Source organism: Streptomyces sp. NPDC005761, from assembly GCF_040630635.1.
In the GTDB taxonomy this organism is placed as follows: domain Bacteria; phylum Actinomycetota; class Actinomycetes; order Streptomycetales; family Streptomycetaceae; genus Streptomyces.
Genome location: NZ_JBEXXX010000005.1, coordinates 115,948 through 133,737, shown reverse-complemented (window position 1 = coordinate 133,737; position 17,790 = coordinate 115,948). Strand labels below are relative to the sequence as shown.

Genomic DNA, 17,790 nt, shown 5'->3' with positions numbered 1-17,790 from the left:
GGCGGAGCCCCGGCTCACACCACCTGGTGCAGCCACCGCACCGGCGCGCCCTCGCCGGCGTGGCGGAAGGACTCCAGTTCGTCGTCCCACGGCTTGCCCAGGAGCTTGGCGACCTCGCCCTCCAGGTCCGTCTCACCGCTCAGCGAGCGCGCCAGCGCGGCCCGCAGCCGGTCCTCGGGGACCAGGATGTCGCCGTGCATACCGGTGACGGCGTGGAAGATGCCGAGCTCGGGCGTGGAGCTGTAGCGCTCGCCCTCCGCGGTCGGGGAGGGCTCCGCGGTCACCTCGAAGCGCAGCAGATCCCAGCCGCGCAGCGCGGAGGCCAGCTTCGACGCCGTGCCCGGGCGGGCCTGCCAGGAGAATTCGGAACGCCAGGTGCCGGGGGCGGCCGGCTGTCTGATCCAGTCGAGCTGGACCCGCACGCCCAGTACGCCCCCCACCGCCCATTCGACATGAGGGCAGAGCGCGCGCGGGGCTGAGTGGACGTACAGGACTCCACGTGTCGTCACGGGGACCTCCAGTGTGGGACGAGGTTCGCCTTCCCCAGCGGCCTCGCGCCCGTACCACCGCTTGTCGGCCGACTTCCCGAAGCTGTCATCAGTAAACAGTATCGGGAGTTAATGTCCGAAGAAGGGAGGGTATGTGACGTGATGTGATGTTCGAGGGCCACCCGAGTGGAGCCGGGCAGCCGGAAGAGCCACTGGTTCGACGTGGAAAAGCTACCGTGCGGCGGCGCCCGAGGTGTGACGTACCGTCGGTCCTGGGCCCATGATTCGCTCAGCTTCACCCGGCAGGGCGCGCGGGCCCGCCGACCGGTGCCGCACAGGTGTGCCGGAGGCATGGGACAGGAGGGGACGAGGACATGCCGGATCGCTCCGTACGGCACCGCTCGCGCACCACGCTGGCCGCGCTTGCCGCTGTGTCGTTCCTCGGCACTGCCGTCCTGACGGGCTGTGACTCCGGGGCCGACGGGACGACGAAGGGTGCGAAGGCCGACGGGGGGCGCCGGCCGGCGGCCGCGCCGGTCTGGGACCGCAGCCCGGAGTCGGTTGCCGCGGTCGGGGATTCCATCACCCGCGGCTTCGACGCCTGTTCGGTGCTGGCCGACTGCCCCGAGGCCTCCTGGGCGACCGGCACGGACCGTTCGGTGCACAGCCTGGCGGTACGCCTCCTCGGGGCCTCCGGCGCGGCCGCCCACAGTTGGAACCACGCCGAGACGGGGGCCAGGATCGCCCAGCTGCCGGAGCAGATGGCACTGGCCGCGCGGGACGACCCCGATCTGGTGACCGTGATGATCGGCGCGAACGACGCCTGCCGGGACTCGGTGCGGGCCATGACGCCGCTGGCGGACTTCCGGGCGTCGTTCGAGGCGTCGATGCGTCAGCTGCGTGGCACGGCACCGAAGGCGCAGGTGTACGTGTCGAGCGTGCCGGACCTCAAGCGGCTCTGGTCGACGGGCCGGGGCAACCAGCTGGGCAAGCAGATCTGGAAGCTGGGCATCTGCAAGTCGATGCTCGGGGACGCGGACAACATGGGTGCCTCGGCGGTGGCCAGGCGCTCGGCGGTGCAGGACCGTGTCGTCGCGTACAACGAGGTGCTGCGCGAGGTGTGCGCGAAGGACCGGCGCTGCCGTTACGACGGCGGGGCGGTGTTCGACTACCGGTTCACCGGCAAGCAGCTCAGCCAGTGGGACTGGTTCCATCCGGGGCGCAACGGGCAGGCCCGGCTGGCCGAGATCGCCTACCGCAATGTCACGGCGGCGCGGCCTCCGGGCTAAAGTTCGCGATCATGGACACGGGTTCGAACACGGCGACGCGCACGGAACACTTCGGCACCCTCGGGGACGGCACCCCCGTGGACCGTTGGACGCTGGAGCGCGGCGGTACGCGGGTGCGGGTGCTGACGTACGGCGCCGTCGTGCAGTCGGTCGAGGTGCCGGACCGGGACGGCGTGCGGGCCGGGGTGGCGCTCGGGCTGCCGGACCTCGCCTCGTACCAGCAGTACACCGGGCCGTACTTCGGCGCGCTGGTCGGGCGGTATGCGAACCGGATCGGCGGCGCGGAGTTCGTTCTCGACGGGCGGACGCATCACGTCACGCGCAACGAGGGCCGCAACCATGTGCACGGCGGGGCCGTCGGCTTCGACAAGCGCGTGTGGGGCGCACACGAGATCACCGACGGGGTGGAGCTCTCCCTGGTCGCGGCGGACGGCGAGGAGGGCTTTCCCGGGCGGCTGGAGCTCTCGGTGGCCTACACGCTGGACGAGGACGGGGCCCTGCGGATCGCGTACCGGGCGACGACGGACGCGCCGACCGTGGTGAACCTGACGAACCACACGTACTGGAACCTGGCGGGCGCCGACTCCGGCAGCGCGCTGGGCCAGCGGTTGCGGATCGCGGCCGGACGGATCACCCCGGCGGACGCGGAGTCGCTGCCGACGGGTGAGTTCCTGCCGGTCGAGGGCACCCGGTTCGACTTCCGGGAGGCGCGGCCGGTCTCCAAGGAGTACGACCACAACTTCGTGCTGGACGAGGGCGTGACGGGCCCGGTCGCCGAGTTGTACGACGACGTGTCGGGACGCGTCCTGACCGTCACGACGACCGAGCCCGGCATGCAGCTGTACACGGCGGACCACTTCGACGGGCGGCCGTTCGGGCCGTGCGCCGGGATCGCCCTGGAGACCCAGCACTTCCCGGACTCGCCGAACCGGCCGGAGTTCCCGAGCACGGTGCTGAGGCCGGGCGGGGAGTACGTGTCGACGACGGTGTACGGCTTCTCGGCGCGCTGAGGCGGACCTCAGGAGGACCCGATCTGACCTGCGGGAACGCCGATAATACAAGATCGTTAAGCGGCACCTGGGAGTGATCTCCGGCGGTCTACGCGCGTTCGGTCAGTGCGCCCCTTTCCGCGCCCCCCAGGGTGACGGCATGACTTCCAAGCCTGCCGAACCGACTTCCGGCCTGCCCTCCAGGCGCACCCTGCTCACGGGCGCCGCCGCAGGTGCCGCTGCCCTGGCCACGACCGCCGCGACCCCGGCCGACGCGGCCGCGTCCGCCCCCCTCGCGGCGCCCGCCGCCCCCCTCGCCGCCCCCGGCTCCGACTGGGACGCCTGCCTGACCGTTGCCCGGGCCGTCCTCGTGCACGACGAACAGGACAGGTCGCTGGTGCCGCACTACCGCGACGTCCTGCTCTCCAAGGGTCTGCCGCGCAGTGGCAGGAGCCCCAAGAAGGTGCTGGTCATCGGTGCGGGCCCGGCCGGGCTCACCGCCGCCCACCTGCTGCGCGAGGCCGGGCACACGGTCACCGTGATCGAGGCCAACGGCAACCGGGTCGGCGGCCGGATCAAGACCTTCCGCAACGGCGGCCACGAGAACGCGAAATCGCCCTTCGCCGACCCGAAGCAGTACGCCGAGGCCGGGGCGATGCGGATCCCCGAGAGCCACCCGCTCGTCACCGGGCTCATGGACGGCTTCGAGCTGAAGCGCCGCCGTTTCCATCTCGTCGACGTCGACGCCGACGGCAAGCCCGTCAACCACACCTGGCTCCACGTCAACGGCATCCGGATCCGCAAGGCTGACTACGCGAGGAGGCCGCAGGCGGTCAACCGCTCCTTCGGGGTCCCCGCCGCGTTCGAGGACAAGACCGCCTCGGCCATCGTGCGGGAGGCCTTCGCCCCCGTACGCAAGGAGTTCGAGGGCAAGGAGGGCTCGGAGCTCGTCCGGGGGTGGGCCCGGGTCATCCAGCGGTACGGGCACTGGTCCATGTTCCGCTTCCTGACCGAGGCGGCCGGGCTCGACGAGCGCACCATCGACCTCATCGGCACCGTCGAGAACCTCACCTCGCGGCTCCCCCTCGCCTTCGTGCACAGCTTCATCGGTGCCTCCCTGATCAGCCCGGACACCGCCTTCTACGAGCTCCCCGACGGTACGGCGACCCTGGCCGACGCCATGTACGCGCGGGTCGAGGACCTGGTGCGGCTGGACCGCCGCGCCGCCCGGATCAGCCACGGGGAGGACGGCGTCCGCGTCGAGACGGTGTCGGAGGGCCGCGACGGCAAGGTCGTGCGGGAGACCTTCACCGGCGACCGTGCCATCGTCACCGTGCCGTTCTCCGGCCTCCGGCACATCCCGGTCACGCCCGCGCTCTCGTACGGCAAGCGGCGGGCCGTCACCGAGGTCCACTACGACGTGGCCACCAAGGTCCTGCTCGAATTCAGCCGTCGCTGGTGGGAGTTCGAGGAGAAGGACTGGAAGGAGGAGCTGGAGCGGGTCCGGCCCGGCCTGTACGACGCGTACCGGCTCGGGAAGGCTCCGGCGGACGGCTCGCTGCTGGGCGCACACCCCTCCGTGCCGCCCGGTCACCTCCCGCCCAACCAGCGCGTGCACTACGCGGCGTATCGCGCGACCGCCCGCAACCAGCCCGAGGCGGCCCATGTCATCGGCGGCGGATCGGTCACCGACAACGCGAACCGTTTCATGTACCAGCCCTCGCACCCGGTCGCCGGCAGCCGCGGCGGGGTCCTCCTCGCCTCGTACAGCTGGGCCGACGACGCCCTGAAGTGGGACTCTCTGGACGACGACGAGCGCTACCCGCACGCCCTGGGCGGGGTCCAGGACGTGTACGGGCAGCGCATCGAGGTCTTCTACACGGGCGCCGGCGCCACCCAGTCGTGGATGCGCGACCCGTACGCGTACGGCGAGGCCGCCGTCCTGCTGCCCGGCCAGCACACCGAACTGCTCGCCGACGTGCGCTCGGTCGAGGGGCCGTTGCACTTCGCGGGCTGCCACACGTCCGTCAAGCCCGCCTGGATCGAGGGGGCGTTGGAGTCGGCTGTCCGAACGGCCCTGGAGGTGCACGGGAGCTGACCCGCTCCGGGCTACGGGGGCGGCGCCGCCCCCGCGCCCACCGCGTCGCCGTCGTCCCCCACCAGGTCGCGCGCCAGCAGAGTCGCCCCCGCGACGGCCCCCGGCATCAGGAAGACGGCGACGAAGGGGATCAGGAAGGCGAGTCCCAGCGGGACGCCGAAGCCCAGAATCAGCAGTCGGCGGCTGCGGAGCAGGGCGAGCCGGTCCTTCAGCACCATGCCGCGCCGCTGGAGCGCGACAGCCGTGAGTTCCTCGGCGAGGAAGTACCCCGTGACGCAGAAGCCGATGAGCGGGACGACGGTCTGGCCGGCGACCGGGACGAAACCGAAGGCGAAGAGCAGGACGGCGTACAGCGCGACACGCACCAGAATGCGCACGCTGTCGCGGGCGGAGATCCACAGCTCCCGCCAGAACGGCAGACCGGACTGGGGAGCCTTGCCTCCCTCGGCCCGGTCCACCTCCTCGGAGAGCGACTCGTAGAAGGGCTGCCCGACGAGCAGGGTCACGGCCGTGAACGTGATGACGGCGAGGAAGAGGCCGAAGGCGAAGACCAGCACGGTCAGGGTGTTGCGGAGCAGACCGAGCCAGGGCGAGGACCAGTCGTCGGCGAACGGGGTCGCCCACCCCGCCAGGTCGTCGGCCCCGTAGCCGAGGCCGACGAGGGCGCCCGCGTACAGGACGAGGGTGATCAGGCCGGGCAGCAGCCCGAGGCCGAACCATCTGCCGTGCCGGACGACCCAGCGCTGCCCTTTGATCAGATGGCCGAGGCCCGCCCCGAGATCACGCATGCCGCCAGCGTAACGGGGCCGGGGCGGGCTCTTCGCCGGGCGTCGGTCATCCGTCGGGAGCCGCCGGTCCCCTGTCGCAGCCCCGACGGCGAAGGCGCCGACCTTGCCATGCTCGACGGTGCCGGGTTCGGCAAGGCCCTCGCCGCGCGCCCCGGCGACGTCGAGGCCGCGCTCACCACGTACGAACAGGCCATGTTCGCCCGCAGCGCCGATCCCGTCACCTTCGACGGCACCGAGGTTCACGGAATCGACTCCGAGAACGACACAACCCGGGCCATGCTCTAGATGATCACCCGGCGGCAAGAGGCGACTTCGGCCTCGACGGGCGGACAGGTGCTCGGACGGCTCGACGCCCACTCCCGCTCATCGCGAGCCGGCGTCAGGCGAGACGGATCATGTTCCAGGACATCGGCTCCAGCGTCGCCCGCAGCACTCCCCCGTCGAGCACCGTGCCCTTCGCCGGGTGCGGGGCGACCCGCCCGGGCTCGGTGAGGGTGTTGCGGGCGTCCGGGTCCGCGTCGGCGACGACCTGGTGCTCGGTGATCTGCGTCAGGTCGAAGCCGTGCAGGGCGACTTCGAGCGGGAGGGGCGTCTCCTGGCCGCGGTTGACCGCGAAGACGGTGACGGCTCCGGTCTCCGGGTCGCGGACGGCGGTGGCGTGCAGCAGATCCGTGTCGCCGTACTTGGCCGTCGTGTACGTGGGCGAGTCCACCCGTACGTCCAGGACCTGGCCCCGGCCGTGCCGTGCGGCCTGGGCGAACGGGAAGAACGTGGTCTGCCGCCAGGCCGGCCCGCCGGGCTCGGTCATGATCGGGGCGATCACGTTGACCAACTGGGCCAGGCAGGCCACGGTCACGCGGTCGGCGTGGCGGAGCAGGGCGATGAGCAGGGTGCCGAAGACGACGGCGTCGGTGACGGAGTAGTTGTCCTCCAGCAGGCGGGGTGCCTCGGGCCAGTCGAGGGGGTTCTCCTCGGCGTCCTGCTGGCTGCGGGCCATGTACCAGACGTTCCACTCGTCGAACGAGAGGTTGATCCTCTTCGTGGACTTCAGCCTCGCTCCGACGTGGTCGCAGGTGGCGACGACGTCCTCGATGAAGGACTCCATGTCCACCGCGGAGGCCAGGAACGAGTCGCGGTCGCCGCCGGTCTCCTCGTAGTAGGCGTGCAGCGAGACGTAGTCGACGAGGTCGTACGTCTCGGCGAGGACCGTCGCCTCCCACGCGGCGAACGTGGACATGGACCGGCCCGAGGAGCCACAGGCGACGAGTTCGACGGACGGGTCGATCTGCCGCATCGCGCGGGCCGTCTCGGCGGCGATCCGGCCGTACTCCTCGGCGGTCTTGTGACCGGTCTGCCAGGGACCGTCCATCTCGTTGCCCAGGCACCACAGCCTGATGCCGAAGGGATCCTTGTCGCCGTGCGCGATGCGGCGCTCGGAGAGTTCGGTGCCGGCCGGGTGGTTGGCGTACTCCTGGAGCTCGATGGCCTCCTGGACGCCCCGGGTGCCGAGGTTGACGGCCATCATGGGCTCGGCCTGCGGGCCGATCTTCTTGCAGAAGGCGATGAACTCGGAGAGGCCGAAGCGGTTCGTCTCGGTGGAGCGCCAGGCGAGGTCGAGGCGGCGCGGCCGTTCGTCGGCGGGGCCGACGCTGTCCTCCCAGCGGTAGCCGGAGACGAAGTTGCCGCCGGGGTAGCGGATGGCGGTGACGCCGAGCTCGCGGATCAGTTCCAGGACGTCGGTGCGCAGCCCGGCCTCGTCGGCCGAGGGGTGGCCGGGCTCGTATATGCCGTCGTAGACGCAGCGGCCGAGGTGTTCCACGAACGAGCCGAAGAGGCGGGGGTCGACATCGCCGACGGTGAACGCCGGGTCGAGGGTGAAGCGGGCGGTGCGGGTCATGACTTCCTCGCTGTGTTCGGTGTTTCGGTCGTTGACGGGTGAGAGGTGCAGGTCACTGGCCTGCGAGGCCGGTGTGGGCGACACCGCTGACGATCTGGCGCTGGAAGAAGACGAAGACGATGATCAGGGGCAGCCCGGCCATGAGCCCTCCGGCCATGAGCTGGGCCCACTGGATGCCGTAGGAGTTCATGACGGTCGCGATGCCGTTCGGCATGGTCATGAGGTCGGGGTTGTTGGTCACCATGTACGGCCACAGGAAGTTGTTCCAGGACGCGATGAAGGTGAAGATGCCGACCGCGGAGAGCGAGGGGCGGGACAGCGGCACGATGATGGTGAAGAACACCCGCCAGCGGCCGGCGCCGTCGATGTACGCGGCCTCCTCCAGCTCCCTCGGGATGCCCTGGAAGAACTTGTAGAGGATGTAGACCATCGCGGCGGGCGCGCACTGCGGCAGGATCATGCCCCAGTAGGTGTCGACCATCCCCATCTGCTGGACCGTGGTGAACAGCGGGACGCCGAGGACGGCGGGCGAGACCATCAGGCCCGCCATCACCACGCCCATCAGGAAAGCCTTGCCCTTGAACTCCGTGCGGGCGAAGCCGTATCCGGCGAGTGCGCTCACCAGAAGGACCACCGCGGTCACACACACCGAGACGACGAGCGAGTTCACGAACCAGTTGGTGATGTTGCCGGTCTCGAAGAGGGCCTTCCACGCCTGGCCCGTCCAGTGGTCGGGCAGCCAGTGCGTGGGCACCTCGACGGCCTCGGTCTCGGACTTGAGGGAGGTGAACAGGGCCCAGGCGAGCGGTGCCAGGAAGACGGCGGAGACGGCGACGCCGATGAGGGTGAGCACGATCTGGCTCGGCGACCAGGGCGTGCGTGTCGGGGACTCGATACGGGTGTGCGCGGCGTCGGTGGTCATCGGCCGCCCTCCTCACGGTTGCGCAGCAGCCACATCCGCGCGAGGGCGACGGCGGCGATGATCACGAAGAAGATGATGGAGATGGCGGAGGCATAGCCCACGCGGTAGCTGGTGAAGCCCTCTTCGAGCGTGTACTGCACGAAGGTGCGGGTCGCTCCCTCGGGCCCCGGGCCGAAGTCCTGCATCACGACGGCCTGGTCGAAGACCTGGAGCGAGGCGAGGATCTGCAGGGCGATCACGAGACCCGTGATGTTGCGCAGCAGGGGCAGGGTGATGTGGACCATGCGGTGCCAGGCGTTCGCACCGTCCAGCTCGGCGGCCTCGTAGAGGTGGGCGGGGATGCCCTGGAGCGCCGCGAGGTAGAGCAGGAAGCTGAAGCCGACCGTCCACCACAGGGTGGTGATGACGATGGCGAGCATCGCGTACGACGTGTCGGTCAGCCATGGCGTCTCGAGGCCGAAGACGTGATTGACCATGCCCGAACCGGGGTTGAACAGCCACTGCCACAGGTTGCCGGCGACGGTCGACGGCAGCAGGAACGGGATGAAGAAGCACAGCCGCCACAGCCACTGGCCGCGCTCGATGTGGTGGGCGAGCATCGCGAGGAGGAAGGCGAGCACGGTGATGCACGGCACGACGAGCAGGGTGAAGTAGGCGCTGTGGCCGAGCGCGTCCCACATCAGCTGGTCGTGCAGGGCCTCGCGGTAGTTGGCGAGGCCGATGAAGCCGGCGCCGTCGCCGGAGATGTTGGCGTCCGTGAAGCTGAGGTAGACGCCGCGCAGCAGCGGCCAGATCACGAAGAGCGCGAACAGGACGAGGAACGGGGCGACGAACCAGCCGCCGTGCTGGAGGCCCTGCTTGCGGCGGACCGTGGCGCTGTCGGCGGCGGTCCTCGTGCGGGTGGGCGCGAGGACGGTCTGCGGGCTGGTCGTCGTCATGCGGCCGCACCTCCCTGCGCTGCGGTTCTGCCGTCCATGGGGTTCTTCATGGCGAGGAGTTCCGTGAGCGTGCTCTTCATGCGGCGGGCGGCGGCCTCCGGCTTGGCGGAGCCCAGCATGGAGGATGCGGCGATCGGCCCGACGCGCTGGGCGAGGATGCCGGTGGAGCCCGCGAACCACACCTTCGGCTCGGTTGCCTGGTGGTCCATCGCCGAGGCGTACTCGTTCTGCGGTTCGAGCCTCCTGTACGCGTCGGTGGACAGGGTCGGCGTGTAGGCGGGGATGTGCCCGCCGGCGGCCCACTGCTGGGCGTGTCTGACTACGTACGCGGCGAGTTGGTGGGCGGCCTCGTTGGCGTCGCCTCCGCGGCCGGACTGGTGCGGCAGGACGAAGGAGTGCGATTCGGCGTGGGTGGCACGCTTGCCGAAGACGGGCGGCAGCGGCGTCGCGCCGTACTCGATCTTCGCCCCGGAGAACACCGGCACCGACCAGTTGCCCTCCCAGCAGAACGGGGAGCCGTTGATGAACTGTTCGGCCCCGGCCCCACCCGCGAAGCCGGGGTCGGAGTAGCCGTCGGCGATGTGCCGGTGCATGAACTCCAGGACCTCGGTGGCCTTGTCGGTGTCGAAGGTGACGTCGGAGTTGGCGGCGTCGAACCAGGTGCCGCCGAGCTGGGTGTAGAAGGCGACGAAGAACCACCACTGGAAGTTCTGGTCGTTGGCCCACAGACCGATGGTCTGCAGCCCCTTCTTCGTGGCCTTCTTCGCCTTTGCGAGCACGTCGAACCACTCGTCGGCCGACGTGACCGGCACCATCCGTCCGTCGTCGCCGAGCAGGCCGGCCTTCCCGAGTACGTCCTTGCGGTAGAAGCAGAGCTGTACGTGGATGTCGAGCGGGAGGGCGTAGAGCTTGCCGTCGATGACCGCGCGCTTCCACAGTGCGGGGTTGAAGTCGGCTTCCTTCACGCCGTACTTGGCGAGCAGGCCGACGTCCCAGGGGTCCAGGAGGCGGCCGGGGGAGAACCCGGTGACGCGGCCGAGGTGCATCACGCCGAGGTCCGGTGCGCGGTTGCCCGCCGCCGCCATGGCGAGCTTGGTGTAGAAGGGGCTGCCCCACTGGAGGGTCGAGTCCTTCACGTCGATGCCGGGGTGCTCCTCACGGAAGGCGTCGAGCATCGCGATCATGTTGTAGCCGTCGCCGCCGCTGAAGAGGTTCCAGTAGCGGACCCGGGTGGCCGCGCTCGACGCGAGGGCGTCCGCACCGCTACCGAGCGCCGCGAAGCCGAAGCTGCCTGCCACGGCCGCGCCGCCCAGCCCCGTGATCAGTTGCCTGCGATTCAGGCCAGGTCGTCCCATGCCCCGCCCTCACTATTCGAAATATCGAATGCTGCTCGTAACTTCGAACGGACCGTAAAATCGAAGCGCTTGCGCGTCAATGGGTAGCGCAGGATTCCCGAACAATGTCCGGGATATCGAACATAGAAACGCAAAAACCGAGGGCCGCACCCTCGTGGGGTACGGCCCTCGGTTTTGTACGGGCGGGGGGAGGTCAGACGACCGACAGCGCCACCCTGATGTTGCCGCGCGTGGCGTTCGAGTACGGGCACACCTGGTGGGCCTTCTCGATGAGTGCCTGCGCGGTCTCCGTGTCGACGTTCGGGATGGTCGCGGTGATCGCGACCTCCAGACCGAAGCCACCGGCCTCGGTCTTGCCGATGGAGACGGCGGCGGCCACCGTGGAGCCGGAGATGTCGGCCTTCTCCTGGCGGGCCACGACGCCCAGCGCGCCCTGGAAGCAGGCACTGTAACCGGCTGCGAAGAGCTGCTCCGGGTTGGTACCGGCGCCGCTGCCGCCCATTTCCTTCGGCGGGTTGACGACCACGTCGAGCTTGCCGTCGTCCGAGGAGACCCGGCCGTCACGGCCGCCGGAAGCGGTGGCGACGGCGGTGTACGCGACGGCTATGTCCTGAATGCTCATGCTTGAGGATTCCTCCTGCTGATGCGCCGCGACTCGCGCCCACGATCGCGACGGCCTGGGACGAGCCTAACCCCTGCTCCGACGGGCAGTTCAGCCGAGGGAGACGATCATCTTTCCGGTGTTCTCGCCGCGCAGCAGTCCGAGGAACGCCTCGAAGCCGTTCTCGATGCCCTCGACGACCGTCTCGCGGTACTTCAGCTCGCCCGAGGCCAGCCAGCCGGCCACTTCCTGGACGAACTGCTCCTGGAGATCGGTGTGATCGTTGACGAGCATGCCCTGCAGCCGCAGCCGCTTGCCGATGACGAGCGCGAGGTTGCGCGGGCCGGGGGTCGGCTCCGTCGCGTTGTACTGGGCGATCATGCCGCAGATCGTCGCGCGGCCGTGCACGTTGAACGAGGAGATGGCGGCTTCGAGGTGCTCACCCCCGACGTTGTCGAAGTAGACGTCGATGCCGTCGGGGGCCGCTTCGCGCAACTGCTCGGCCACGGGGCCGTTCTTGTAGTTGAAGGCGGCGTCGAAGCCGTACTCCTCGACGAGCAGCTTGACCTTCTCGTCGGAGCCCGCGGAGCCGATGACGCGCGAGGCGCCCTTGAGCTTCGCCATCTGGCCGACCTGGCTGCCGACCGCACCGGCGGCGCCGGAGACGAAGACCGCGTCGCCCTCCTTGAAGGAGGCCACGTCGAACAGGCCCGCGTAGGCGGTGAGTCCGGTCATGCCGAGCACACCGAGGTAGGCGGAGAGCGGGGCGAGGGAGGCGTCGACCTTCACCGCGTGCTTGGCGGGGACCTCGGCGTACTCGCGCCAGCCGAGACCGTGCAGGACGTGGTCGCCGACCGCGAAGCCCTCGGCGGCGGAGGCGATGACCTCGCCGACCGCGCCACCGTCCATGGGGTGGTCCAGCTTGAACGGCGGGGTGTACGACTTCACGTCGTTCATCCGGCCGCGCATGTACGGGTCGACCGAGAAGTGCAGGTTGCGGACGAGGACCCGGCCCTCGGCGGGTGCGGCGACGGGAGCCTCACGCAGTGCGAAGTCCTCGGCCTTCGGCCAGCCGTGCGGACGGGCCACGAGGTGCCATTCGCGACCGGACGTGGGAAGAGCTGCAGACATGGGCTCGGATCTCCTCGATACCTGGAGGGAGTGCGGAAAGGGTGGTGCGGAAGCCGTTCGGCCGGAGCAAAAAAGCTTCATCACGTGAAACAACCATGCGCCTGGATATTTCACCTTGTCAAGTAACCGGCTATCCTGGGTGTCATGGCCACCACGCGTACGGACCCGCTGACCCTCGAAGTCGTCGAGCTGATCGGCGCGGTCGTGGCGCGCTACTACGAGGAGTACGAGCAGGCAGCCGCCGCTCACAGCCTCACCGGTGCCCAGGCCCGGGTTCTCGGGCTGCTGTCCCTGGATCCGCTGCCGATGCGCCGGATCGCCCAGAAGCTGAAGTGCGAACCGTCGAACGTGACCGGCATAGTCGACCGGCTCGAGGTGCGCGGCCTCGTCGAGCGGCGGCCCGACCCGGCCGACAGGCGGGTGAAGCTGGCCGCTCCCACGGAGAAGGGGGCACAGACGGCCCGCGAGCTCCGCGACTCCCTCGACTTCGCCCGCGAGCCCCTGGCAGGCCTCTCCGACACGGACCGCGCGGTGCTGCGTGACCTGCTGCGCCGGATGCTCGGCGTGGAGACGGCGGACCTGCCTCAGACCATGTCCGCAACGCCTGACGCCTGAGGCCTCAGCAGAACCACGGGAACCAGCAGTCGTCGTCTTCCGTGGGGGCCGGCGTCGGGGTCGGGGTCGGCGTGGGGGTGGGCCGCGGCGGGGTCGCGGACGGCGACGGGGCATCGTCCGTACCGCCCGGCTCCGACGGGCCGCCGGTGGTGACCGAAGGCGCGGCAGACGAGGGTACGGAGGCCGGAGCCGAGGCTGCCGGGGCCGAGGTGACACCCTCGGGACGCTCCTCGTCCGTGGCCCGGGCAGTCCGGGTGGCGCCCGGGGACCGCGTACCGGAGGCCGGGACGGCCGTGGGGCTGCCCGTGGGGCTCCTCACCGGCCCGGGCGGTTCGGCCGTGTCGCTCACCGTCGGTTCCGGGGCGGGAGCCGTGGTCACGGACGTCGATTCGCGCACGTAGTCCGAGGCGCCGTCGCCGCCGTCCGGTTCGGTCGCCAGTTCGGCCAGGCTCAGCCCGCCGGCCGCGAGGACCACGCCGAGGAGCACCAGCAGCACCGTGCGGCCCCGGCGGCTGCGGCCCCGGCGTCCCCGGCCCCGGCGCACGTCGGGCGCCGCGCGTCGGCGGCCCGGCGGCCGTCCTCCGTGTGTGCCGCCCCGCGTCCGGGCAGCATCGCGCTCCCGGCGGCGACGCCCCCCGGACAGGGGCGGCGCGGCCTGCTCGTCCCGCTCCTCCGGCTCGTGGCCGAGGGGCGAGGACGCGGCGTAGGGGCTCAGCGCCTCAGCGGGGGTTCCGCATCCGGCACAGGCCAGGGCGCCGTTGAGATGCCGCTGACAGGGCTGGCAGAAATCCATGGCGCCCGCAGATTAGATGCCCGCCGGACAACGGTGAAAGCCGCTCAGGTGAGGATCCTGTGTGGAAGCGTTGTTTCCATGACCGCTGCCGCCCCCTTCGGCCCCCGTGAGTTCCAGCTCGTCCTCCTGCGCCGGATGGCCGACCATCAGCCCGGCCTCGTCGAGGACGCGCGGCACGAGCTGAGCGCCACGCTCGCCGAGATGCGCGAGGCCAACCGCCGCTGGCAGGCCATGACGCGGGCGCCCCGCGGGCGCGGGGCGCTCCGCCGCTACCGTTCGGTGCTCGGCGAACCCGAGTCGTCGCTGCGCCGCACGGTCGGCGATCTCGAGTGCGACGCCCTGTTCTGGCCGGTCCCGCTCTGGCCCGACCTGCGGTTCGAGGTGATGGTGGGGCCGGGCGGAGCGGTGTGGAACGAGTGGCTGGTCCGGGCCCCGGGCGCGGCCGCCCCCGTGCTCGGTCCGGCCGATGACCTGCGGCCCTGGTCGTGCACCGTGAACGAGGTGGCCCGGGCCTTCGCGCCGGCCCGCCCGATGGAGGGCAGCGCCCCGGCCCGATGGGCCCTCGCGATCACCGACGCGGCCACCGGTACCCCGTACGTCGCCGAGTTCACCTGGGGGCTGTTCCAGCGCCTGCTCCCCGGCCTGCCCGCCGCCTGAGACCGACGCCGACGAAGCGTCAGCTCCGTACCCCCTACGGCGTATCCCAGCGGGCACCACGCCCCCGAACGGCGCACGATGCGAAGAGAACCGGCTGCCCGTCGGTCCCCCCATCAGCGCTCTCGGGAGAACCTGCCGTGACCGTCAGCCTTGAGCAGTTGCGCCGTTGCCATGTCGCCGTCGACCTCGGGGCCGCCCGGACCCGGGTGTTCGTCAAGGGGCTCGGGCTCGTCGTCGACGAGCCGAGCGCCGCTGCCGTGAACACCCGTACGGGCTCGCTCATCGCCGTCGGCGTGCTCGCCGAGCAGATGACGGGCCGCACCCCCGACTACATCCGGGTGGTCCGCCCGGTCTCCGGCGGAACCGTCGTCGACATCGAGATGGCCCAGCGCATGCTGCGCCATCTGCTCGGCGAGAAACTCCGCCGCCAGCTCCGCCGCAAGCCCTGGCTGCGCGCCGCCGCCTGTACCCCGCACGACAGCGATCCGCTGGCCCAGCGCGCCGCCGTAGAGACCCTGGTCGGCCTGGGGGCCCGCCGCGTCGAGCTCGTCGACACCCTGATCGCGGCGGCCGTCGGCTGCGGGCTTCCGGTCGAGCAGCCGACCGCCACCATGATCATGGTGTGCGGCGCCGCGACCACCCAGATCGCGGTCCTCTCGCTCGGCTCGATCGTGACGGCGGTACGCATCCCGATCGGCGGCGACGCCATCGACCACGCGGTGATCCAGCACCTGCGCCAGTACCACGAACTGATGCTGCCCAGCCAGTCCGTACGCCCCCTGCAACTGGCCCTCAGCAGCAACGGCCTCACCCCTCACGGCCCCTCCGTGACCGAGATCCACGGCCGCGACGTGGCGACGGGCCTGGCCCGCTCCGTACAGGTCGACACCGCCGCGGTGCGCCAGGCGATCCACCGCCCGCTGACCGCGGTCCTCGACGGCCTTGGCAAGATCCTTCGGGACTGCCCGCCCGATCTCGTCGCCGACCTCGCCGACTGCGGGATCATGATGGTCGGTGGCAGCGCGCTGCTGCCGGGTCTGGACCAGATGCTGCGCGAAGCGACGGGCATGCCGGTGCACATCGCCGAGCGGCCCGACGTCTGCTCCGTCCTCGGGCTCGGCGCCATGCTGGACGGCAAGATCAGCCCCATGGTCCTCGACCCGCTCGCCGGCTGAGTCCCGCGGGCACGGCGGATGACCGACGAACCACGCGAGGGGACACCCAGCCGTGGCGTCCCCCGGACGCCACGGCTGCCGATGCTGCTGGAGGCGGTGCTGAGCGTCGGCACCGACCTCGAACTGCGGGCCACCCTGCAGCAGATCATCGACACCGCCACGGCGCTCACCGAGGCCCGCTACGGCGCACTCGGGGTCCTGGACCCCGGGCGCGGCACGATCAGCGAACTGTTCGTCACGGGGTTGAGCGAGAGTGAGCAGGCGGCCATCGGCCACTTCCCCGACGGGCACTCGGGCCTGCTCGGCGCGCTCATCGAACAACAGGAGCCCCTTCGCTCCGACGACCTCCCCGGCGATCCGCGCTCCTGCGGCGTGCCGCCCGGCCACCCCGCGATGCGCTCGTTCCTCGGCGCGCCGATCCGGGTGCACCGCAAGGTGTTCGGGAACATCTACCTGGCCGAGAAGAACACCGGGCACTTCAGCGACACCGACATGACACTGCTCCGGGTCCTCGCCGCACAGGCCGGCATCGCGATCGGTAACGCCCGGCTGTACGAGAGCGCCCGGCAGCGCGAGCGCTGGATCGAGGGCGCGGCCGCGGTCACCAACACACTGCTGACCGGCGAGAACGCCGCCGACGCCCTGATGACCGTGGCCGAGCGGGCCAGGATCCTCAGCGACGCGTCGGCCGGGGTGATCCTCCAGCCCAACGAGGACGGCGGCATGGAGATCGTCGTCGCGTCCACGCTGGAGGACCCGGCGGGGCTGGTGGGCACGGCGATCGCCCCCGGCTCCCCCGTCCTGGTCCAGCTGCTGGGTGGCGAGGCGGTCTTCATCGACGACTCGGCGACCGATCCGCGCATGACCACCCCGGTACGGTCCCGCTTCGGCCCCAGCATGATGCTGCCGCTGCAGAGCGGCGGGCGGCTCATCGGCACCCTCGCCCTGCCCCGGCGGCGCGGCGCCCGCGCCTACACGGACGTGGACCGGCTGCTGGCCTCCCAGTTCGCCTCGCAGGCGGCGCTGGCCCTGGTCCTGGCGGACTCCCAGCACGACCGCGAGCAGCTCGCCGTGTACGAGGACCGGGACCGGATCGCCCGCGATCTGCACGATCTCGTCGTCCAGCGGCTGTTCGCCACCGAGATGATGCTGGAGTCGACCCGCCGCCGGGCCGAGGGCGGGGAGACGGACGAACTGCTCGGCCGGGCCGTCGACGAGCTGGACTCCACGATCCAGGAGGTGCGGACGACCATCTTCGCCCTCCAGCAGCCGCCCGCCGAGGCACCCGCCACCTTCCGCGGCCGGGTACTGCGGGAGACCAGCGGCGCGGCCGCGGTGCTCGGGTTCCAGCCCTCGGTGCACTTCACCGGTGCGGTGGACGCGCTGGTGCGGGACCCCGTGGACGGGCAACTGCTCGCCGCGTTGCGCGGTGCGCTGGCGGCCGCGCACCGGCGGGCCGGGGTCTCGGCGATCGAGGTGGAGGTCGATGCGACGGCCGTGCTGCCCGACGGACGGGCCGGGGTCCGGCTGGCGGTCGCCGACGACGGGCGCGAACCGGACGGCTCGCGCCCGCCGACCGTCATCTGGCAGGCGCCGCTCTGAGCGCGATCCGGGTGCTGGAGTGGGCGACGCCCGCCTCACGCTTGAGTCTGCGCAGCAGGCCGTCCAGCGCCGCGGTGTCGGCTGCCGTGGCCCGTACCAAATAGTCGTGCCCGCCCGTCACGTGGACCACTTCGGTGATTCCGGGCAGGGCCAGCACCGCCCGCTCGAACACCTCGTTGGTGGTGTCCGACCGCAGGCTCACGTCGATGAAGACGACGAGCCCCGTCCGGGTGTCGGCGGCGGGGTCGATGATCACGGTGAAGCCGCGGATGACCCCGTCCCGGCGCAGCCGGCGCACCCGGTCCGCGGCCGCGTTGGCGCTGAGCCCGACCCGTACGCCCAGATCCCGGTACGAGATCCGCGCATCCTCCTGGAGGACACCGAGGATTTCCCTGTCCAGACGATCCATACCGCGATTGTCCCAGCTTCGGGCCGATCGCGACTGCGGAGAC

General features: G+C 70.9%; 18 protein-coding genes. 8 read left to right on the top strand and 10 right to left on the bottom strand.

Features of this window, described 5'->3' with window-relative positions:
* Window positions 1–14: 14 nt before the first annotated feature.
* A complete protein-coding gene (locus ABZ434_RS07150; RefSeq protein ID WP_359132754.1) occupies window positions 15–509 on the bottom strand; it encodes a DUF3145 domain-containing protein in 495 nt (164 codons plus the stop codon).
* A gap of 353 nt (window positions 510–862) precedes the next feature.
* Here ABZ434_RS07150 and ABZ434_RS07145 point away from each other — a divergent pair, with 353 nt between their 5' ends.
* The 3 genes from ABZ434_RS07145 (at window position 863) to ABZ434_RS07135 (ending at window position 4,864) form a co-directional block, all read left to right on the top strand.
* Window positions 863–1,777, top strand: a complete 915-nt coding sequence (locus ABZ434_RS07145; protein WP_359132753.1) for an SGNH/GDSL hydrolase family protein — start codon at window positions 863–865, stop codon at window positions 1,775–1,777.
* A gap of 11 nt (window positions 1,778–1,788) precedes the next feature.
* Window positions 1,789–2,787 (top strand): aldose epimerase family protein, encoded by a 999-nt coding sequence (locus tag ABZ434_RS07140; RefSeq protein ID WP_359132751.1) that lies wholly within the window; start codon window positions 1,789–1,791, stop codon window positions 2,785–2,787.
* A gap of 139 nt (window positions 2,788–2,926) precedes the next feature.
* Window positions 2,927–4,864, top strand: coding sequence for an FAD-dependent oxidoreductase (locus ABZ434_RS07135; RefSeq protein ID WP_359132750.1), 1,938 nt, complete (start codon window positions 2,927–2,929; stop codon window positions 4,862–4,864).
* An 11-nt stretch (window positions 4,865–4,875) separates the two neighbouring features.
* Here ABZ434_RS07135 and ABZ434_RS07130 read toward each other — a convergent pair whose 3' ends face one another.
* Window positions 4,876–5,652 carry an EI24 domain-containing protein gene (locus ABZ434_RS07130; protein WP_359132749.1) on the bottom strand — a complete coding sequence of 259 codons (777 nt, stop codon included), beginning with the start codon at window positions 5,650–5,652 and terminating at the stop codon, window positions 4,876–4,878.
* Window positions 5,653–5,760: 108 nt separating this feature from the next.
* Here ABZ434_RS07130 and ABZ434_RS07125 point away from each other — a divergent pair, with 108 nt between their 5' ends.
* Complete coding sequence (locus ABZ434_RS07125) at window positions 5,761–5,937, top strand: hypothetical protein (RefSeq protein ID WP_359132748.1); 177 nt, start codon at window positions 5,761–5,763, stop codon at window positions 5,935–5,937.
* 94 nt (window positions 5,938–6,031) lie between these two features.
* On the opposite strand, the gene ABZ434_RS07120 is transcribed toward ABZ434_RS07125, so the two are convergent.
* The 6 genes from ABZ434_RS07120 to ABZ434_RS07095 form a co-directional block, all read right to left on the bottom strand.
* On the bottom strand, window positions 6,032–7,549 hold the full coding sequence (locus ABZ434_RS07120) for an alpha-N-arabinofuranosidase (protein ID WP_359132747.1): 1,518 nt from the start codon (window positions 7,547–7,549) through the stop codon (window positions 6,032–6,034).
* Window positions 7,550–7,601: 52 nt separating this feature from the next.
* On the bottom strand, window positions 7,602–8,471 hold the full coding sequence (locus ABZ434_RS07115) for a carbohydrate ABC transporter permease (RefSeq protein ID WP_359132746.1): 870 nt from the start codon (window positions 8,469–8,471) through the stop codon (window positions 7,602–7,604).
* Window positions 8,468–9,409 (bottom strand): sugar ABC transporter permease, encoded by a 942-nt coding sequence (locus tag ABZ434_RS07110; RefSeq protein ID WP_359132745.1) that lies wholly within the window; start codon window positions 9,407–9,409, stop codon window positions 8,468–8,470. The genes ABZ434_RS07115 and ABZ434_RS07110 overlap by 4 nt, the downstream gene beginning before the upstream one ends.
* A complete protein-coding gene (locus ABZ434_RS07105) occupies window positions 9,406–10,764 on the bottom strand; it encodes an extracellular solute-binding protein (protein ID WP_359132744.1) in 1,359 nt (452 codons plus the stop codon). The genes ABZ434_RS07110 and ABZ434_RS07105 overlap by 4 nt, the downstream gene beginning before the upstream one ends.
* 193 nt (window positions 10,765–10,957) lie before the next feature.
* The gene (locus tag ABZ434_RS07100; RefSeq protein ID WP_359132743.1) at window positions 10,958–11,386 is read right to left on the bottom strand and encodes an organic hydroperoxide resistance protein; all 429 of its coding nucleotides are present in this window, start codon (window positions 11,384–11,386) and stop codon (window positions 10,958–10,960) included.
* Between the two features lie 90 nt (window positions 11,387–11,476).
* The gene (locus tag ABZ434_RS07095; protein ID WP_359132742.1) at window positions 11,477–12,496 is read right to left on the bottom strand and encodes an NADP-dependent oxidoreductase; all 1,020 of its coding nucleotides are present in this window, start codon (window positions 12,494–12,496) and stop codon (window positions 11,477–11,479) included.
* Between the two features lie 144 nt (window positions 12,497–12,640).
* Between ABZ434_RS07095 and ABZ434_RS07090 the strand changes: the two genes are divergently transcribed.
* Entirely contained in the window at window positions 12,641–13,111 is a 471-nt protein-coding gene (locus tag ABZ434_RS07090; protein WP_359132741.1) for a MarR family transcriptional regulator, read from the top strand.
* A gap of 4 nt (window positions 13,112–13,115) precedes the next feature.
* Here ABZ434_RS07090 and ABZ434_RS07085 read toward each other — a convergent pair whose 3' ends face one another.
* On the bottom strand, window positions 13,116–13,904 hold the full coding sequence (locus ABZ434_RS07085) for a hypothetical protein (RefSeq protein WP_359132740.1): 789 nt from the start codon (window positions 13,902–13,904) through the stop codon (window positions 13,116–13,118).
* 78 nt (window positions 13,905–13,982) lie between these two features.
* Between ABZ434_RS07085 and ABZ434_RS07080 the strand changes: the two genes are divergently transcribed.
* The 3 genes from ABZ434_RS07080 (at window position 13,983) to ABZ434_RS07070 (ending at window position 17,338) form a co-directional block, all read left to right on the top strand.
* Window positions 13,983–14,561 carry a hypothetical protein gene (locus ABZ434_RS07080; RefSeq protein ID WP_359132739.1) on the top strand — a complete coding sequence of 193 codons (579 nt, stop codon included), beginning with the start codon at window positions 13,983–13,985 and terminating at the stop codon, window positions 14,559–14,561.
* Between the two features lie 137 nt (window positions 14,562–14,698).
* Window positions 14,699–15,736: a rod shape-determining protein gene (locus ABZ434_RS07075; protein ID WP_359132737.1), complete on the top strand. Its 1,038-nt coding sequence runs from the start codon at window positions 14,699–14,701 to the stop codon at window positions 15,734–15,736.
* Between the two features lie 18 nt (window positions 15,737–15,754).
* Window positions 15,755–17,338 carry a GAF domain-containing protein gene (locus tag ABZ434_RS07070; RefSeq protein ID WP_359132736.1) on the top strand — a complete coding sequence of 528 codons (1,584 nt, stop codon included), beginning with the start codon at window positions 15,755–15,757 and terminating at the stop codon, window positions 17,336–17,338.
* On the opposite strand, the gene ABZ434_RS07065 is transcribed toward ABZ434_RS07070, so the two are convergent.
* Window positions 17,316–17,747 carry an Lrp/AsnC family transcriptional regulator gene (locus ABZ434_RS07065; RefSeq protein ID WP_359132735.1) on the bottom strand — a complete coding sequence of 144 codons (432 nt, stop codon included), beginning with the start codon at window positions 17,745–17,747 and terminating at the stop codon, window positions 17,316–17,318. The two genes, ABZ434_RS07070 and ABZ434_RS07065, sit on opposite strands and share 23 nt — an antisense overlap.
* Window positions 17,748–17,790 lie beyond the last annotated feature (43 nt).